Source organism: Actinosynnema sp. (genome assembly GCF_052038725.1).
Genome location: NZ_JBQGCX010000436.1, coordinates 1 through 4,403, shown reverse-complemented (window position 1 = coordinate 4,403; position 4,403 = coordinate 1). Strand labels below are relative to the sequence as shown.

Below are 4,403 nucleotides of genomic sequence, written 5' to 3'. Positions count from 1 at the left end.
CGAGGTCGGCGACAAGACCATGGTCGACGCCCTGGTGCCCTACCGCACCGCGTTCGCCGACGCCGTCGCCTCGGGCGACGCGGACCCGTGGACCACCGCGGCCCGCGCCGCCGACGCCGCGGCCAGGGCCACCGCCGACCTCAAGCCCCGCATGGGCCGGGCGCGCACCCACGTGGAGCGCAGCCTCGGCACGCCCGACGCGGGCGCGATCTCCTTCGCGCTCGTCGTCACCACCGTCGCCGGGGTGCTCGCCACCTCCTGACGGGGGCAGCGGGCACGGGCGCGACACATCACCACCCGTTCGAGAGGACCACGCATGACCGCGCAGCTCCGGATCGTCGTCGGCTCCGACGACGCCGGCTTCGAGTACAAGGAAGCCCTCAAGCGGGACCTGGAGGCCAGCGGCGCCGTCGTGTCCGTCGTCGACGTCGGCGTCGACTCCGACGGCCGCACCCCGTACCCGGCGGTCGCGGTCTCCGCCGCCGAGATGATCGCCAGGGGCGAGGCGGACCGCGCGCTGCTGGTGTGCGGCACCGGCCTCGGCGTGGCCATCGCCGCCAACAAGGTGACCGGCGTGCGCGCCGTCACCGCGCACGACAGCTTCTCCGTGGAGCGCGCCGTGCTCAGCAACAACGCCCAGGTGCTGTGCTTCGGCCAGCGCGTCGTGGGCCTGGAGCTGGCCCGCCGCCTGGCCCGCGAGTGGCTGGAGTACCGCTTCGACGAGGGCTCGGCCTCCGCGCAGAAGGTCGCCCTGATCACCGAGTACGACGAGGGCCGCGAGACCGCGGGGACGCGCTGATGCCAGCCCCGCGCCCGCGCGTGGCGATCGGCGTGAGCCTGAAGATGTACCTGGGCCCGCGCCGCACCCGCGAGTGGTTCGACGAGGTGCTGTCCCTGGTCGCGGACCACCCGGCGCTCGCCTCCGGGACCGCCGAGCTGTTCGTGCTGCCCACGTTCACCGAGCTGGCCGCGCTGGTCGCGGCGGCCGGGGACACCGGGATCGCGGTCGGCGCGCAGGACCTGTCCTGGGAGGACCAGGGCGCCTACACCGGCGAGGTCAGCGGCGTGGCGCTGCGCGAGATCGGCTGCCGGTACGTCGAGGTCGGCCACGCCGAGCGGCGCAGGCTGTTCACCGAGGACGACCGGATCGTCGCCGCCAAGCTCGCCGCCGCGCTGCGCAACCAGCTGGAGCCGGTGCTGTGCGTGGGCGAGCCGGTGCGCGGCACGGTCGAGCACGCGGTGGAGGTGTGCCGCGCGCAGCTCGCGTCCGCGCTGGTCGACTCCGCCAGCCTGCCCGGCCCGATCACCCTGGCCTACGAGCCGGTGTGGGCGATCGGCGCCGCCGAGCCCGCCCCGCACGAGCACGTGCGCGCGGTGTGCTCGGCGCTGCGCCAGGACGTGGCGGGTCGGCCCGGCAGCCGGGTCATCTACGGCGGCAGCGCCGGTCCCGGCCTGTACTCCGCGCTCGGCGGCGACGCCGACGGGCTGTTCCTCGGCCGGTTCGCGCACGACCCCGCCGCGCTGCGCCGGGTGCTGGACGAGGTGGCCGAGGTGGAAGGGGTTCCGGCATGAGCATCGGGCTGAGCACCTACGCGTTCTTCTGGCAGCTGTCCTCCCGCGTGGAGAAGCCGCTGACCCTGGTCGAGGTGGTCGGCAAGACCGCCGAGCTGGGCGTCGGGCTGCTCCAGATCTGCGACCACCCGGCCATCGAGGACTTCGACGCCGAGCAGCTGCGCGCCCTGCGCGCCGCCGGTGACGCGGCGGGCGTGGCGTTCGAGCTGGGCACCAGGGGCCTGCGCCCCGAGCACCTGCGCCGCTACCTGGACATCGCCGACGCGCTGGGCGCGAAGGTGCTGCGCAGCATGGTCAACACCGCCGACCACCGGCCCACCCCGGACGAGGCGCTGGCCGACCTGCGCGCCATCGCGCCGGAGCTGGCCGAGCGCGGCGTCGACCTGGCGCTGGAGACCTACGAGCAGGTGTCCACCGCCGCGCTGGTCGAGCTGGTCGAGGGCGTCGACCACCCGCGCGTGGGCATCTGCCTGGACCCCGCCAACACCGTGGCCGCCCTGGAGCAGCCGGGCGCGGTGGTGGACCGCTGCGCGAAGCACGTGCTGAACGTGCACTCCAAGGACTTCGCGTTCACCCGCAGCGAGGGCTGGGTGGGCTTCCAGCTCGCGGGCGCGCTCATGGGCACCGGGCTGCTCGACTACGACCACCTGCTCGACCGGGTCCGCCCCGACGAGCGCGGGGTCAACCAGATCGTCGAGCACTGGCTGCCCTGGCAGGGCGACGAGGACACGACCCGCAAGACCGAACAGCTGTGGACCGCGCACAGCGTGGACTACCTGAGGAGCACACGACCATGACCGAGAACCTGACCATCGCCGTCATCGGAGCGGGCGGCAAGATGGGTATGCGCGTGTCGAACAACCTCGCGCGCACCTCCCACACGGTCTTCTACAGCGAGAACTCCGAGCCCGGTCAGGTTCGGGTCAAGGACGCGGGCCGCGAGGTCACCGACACCGCCGAGGCCGTCAAGGACGCCCAGGTCGTCATCCTCGCCGTGCCGGACATCGCCCTCGGCCCGGTGTCCGCGCAGGTCGTGCCGCAGCTCAAGTCCGGCGCCATCGTGCTGACCCTGGACCCGGCCGCCGCGTACGCCGGTCTGCTCACCAAGCGCGACGACGTCGAGTTCGTCGTCGCCCACCCGTGTCACCCGTCGGTGTTCCTCCAGCGCAAGACCCCGGAGGAGGTCGCCGACACCTTCGGCGGCATCGCCGCGGCGCAGGACGTCGTCGCCGCCATCGAGTCGGGCAACGAGGCGGCCCAGGCCGTCGCGGCCGAGGTCATCCGCACCATGTACGCGCCGGTCGTCGACGTGCACTGGGTGACCGTCAAGCAGTTGGCGTACCTGGAGCCCACCCTCGTCGAGACGGTGGCCTGCATGGTCGGCGCGCTGCTCAAGGCGGCGCTGGAGGAGACCGTCAACACCGTCGGCGTCCCCGAGCCCGCCGCCCGCGCCATGCTGCTCGGCCACGTCCAGGTCGCGCTCGCGAACACCCTCAAGGGCGACAACCCGTTCTCCGACGCGTGCCTGATCGCGATGGACTACGGCCGCGAGACGATCGTCAAGGACGACTGGAAGAAGATCTTCAACGACGGCGAGCTGGACGCCGTCATCGCGAAGATGCTGCACCTGGACAAGGTCCAGCACTGAGCTGGGCCGGAGGGGACGCCGCCGGCTCGGTCCGTTCGGACCGACCCGCGCCCCCGGTCCCCACGCACGTCCCCGCCCCGCCGCAGGCGTCACGCCGCGCGGGGCGCTCCCGTCTCCGGCCCCAGGCCCCTGTTCCCGCCGACCGTCGAGCACCGCTCCGGTCGGGTTCCCGGCTCACCGGAACGCCTGACCGCAATTGTGCGGCGAATTGTTTTCCCTCGGGACTTTCGGCCCCTTTCCGCTATCTCGCGTCCCGCCGGGCGCAATCCTGTGATTGCATGTCCTCCCATGGGCGGTAGTGCGCGCGGGGGAGGGTGGTGTGGGCGAGCCGGTTCCACCGGCGTGGGCCGCGTGGGGTAAGTCGTCGCAGGTCCTGGGCTGGTCCGGGGAGGCGTTGGGGCGGGGCGCGGTGGCGTTCCCGCTGGTCGGGGCGGTGCGCGCCGGTCGTGGTCGACCTGGCCCGAGAGCCGGGTCCCCGAGCGGTCGCGGTGCGCGCCGCTTATCCATTCCCGATTTATCCGACGCCCGTTCCGGAATGATCCTCGCGGTTCCAACCCCGCACTCCCGCGCGCCCCTGGCCGCGTCGATCGGCGATGTGCGCGCCCCTCTCCGGGCGCTTTCCGCCGACGTCCCGCCGCGCCCGCGCACCGCCGGTCCCCGCACCGCCGGTCCCCGCACCGCCGGTGCCGCTCCCGCCCCGTGCCCCCACCCCGCGCCGCCCGACCCCGCGCCGTCCGCGCGGGGCGGTTCGCGCTGTCCGAACAGATGACCGAGGAAGGTTGATCGCGCGGTGTTCCTGACCAAGTTGACCGTCGACGTGCGCTCCCGCGAGTTCCGCCGGGACCTGGCGAACCTGCACGAGATGCACCGCACCGTCATGTCCGGCTACCCCAGGGTCGAGGACGGCTCGCCCGCCAGGCAGACCCACGGGGTGCTGTGGCGGCTCGACCCCACGCGCGACGGGGGGTACACCCAGTACGTGCAGAGCCTGACCCGGCCGGACTGGACCGGGTTACCCGAGACCCTGCTGACCTCGCCCGCCGAGGTGCGCTCGCTCGACCCGCTGCTCGACGCCATCGAGCCCGGCCGGGTGCTGGCGTTCCGGCTGCTGGCCAACGCCACCAAGGACAGCGTGCCCGCCGAGCCCGGCGGGCGGGGGCTGCGGGTGGCGCACCGCACGCCC

6 protein-coding genes are annotated in these 4,403 nt (G+C 73.6%); all 6 read left to right on the top strand.

All coding sequences use genetic code 11. The features are described from left to right. Positions 1–262 (top strand): DAK2 domain-containing protein (locus tag ACTUAL_RS08885; protein WP_440899914.1); only part of this gene is annotated, 262 nt, incomplete at its 5' end. Positions 263–316: 54 nt separating this feature from the next. Next, positions 317–799, top strand: a complete 483-nt coding sequence (locus ACTUAL_RS08880) for a ribose-5-phosphate isomerase (protein ID WP_096493089.1) — start codon at positions 317–319, stop codon at positions 797–799. Then, the gene (locus ACTUAL_RS08875) at positions 799–1,572 is read left to right on the top strand and encodes a triose-phosphate isomerase family protein (RefSeq protein WP_440899913.1); all 774 of its coding nucleotides are present in this window, start codon (positions 799–801) and stop codon (positions 1,570–1,572) included. The genes ACTUAL_RS08880 and ACTUAL_RS08875 overlap by 1 nt, the downstream gene beginning before the upstream one ends. Continuing rightward, complete coding sequence (locus ACTUAL_RS08870) at positions 1,569–2,369, top strand: sugar phosphate isomerase/epimerase family protein (protein ID WP_096493091.1); 801 nt, start codon at positions 1,569–1,571, stop codon at positions 2,367–2,369. Before ACTUAL_RS08875 ends, ACTUAL_RS08870 begins: the two co-directional genes overlap by 4 nt. After that, the gene (locus ACTUAL_RS08865) at positions 2,366–3,220 is read left to right on the top strand and encodes a phosphogluconate dehydrogenase C-terminal domain-containing protein (RefSeq protein WP_440899912.1); all 855 of its coding nucleotides are present in this window, start codon (positions 2,366–2,368) and stop codon (positions 3,218–3,220) included. The genes ACTUAL_RS08870 and ACTUAL_RS08865 overlap by 4 nt, the downstream gene beginning before the upstream one ends. 790 nt (positions 3,221–4,010) lie before the next feature. Continuing rightward, positions 4,011–4,403 (top strand): type I-E CRISPR-associated protein Cas6/Cse3/CasE (locus ACTUAL_RS08860; RefSeq protein ID WP_440899911.1); only part of this gene is annotated, 393 nt, incomplete at its 3' end.

What these genes read in the sequence shown, in the direction of transcription:
- ACTUAL_RS08875 (WP_440899913.1), top strand. Translation starts at nt 799, where the DNA reads ATGCCAGCCCCGCGCCCGCGCGTGGCGATCGGCGTGAGCCTGAAGATG.
- ACTUAL_RS08880 (WP_096493089.1), top strand. Translation starts at nt 317, where the DNA reads ATGACCGCGCAGCTCCGGATCGTCGTCGGCTCCGACGACGCCGGCTTC.
- ACTUAL_RS08865 (WP_440899912.1), top strand. Translation starts at nt 2,366, where the DNA reads ATGACCGAGAACCTGACCATCGCCGTCATCGGAGCGGGCGGCAAGATG.
- ACTUAL_RS08870 (WP_096493091.1), top strand. Translation starts at nt 1,569, where the DNA reads ATGAGCATCGGGCTGAGCACCTACGCGTTCTTCTGGCAGCTGTCCTCC.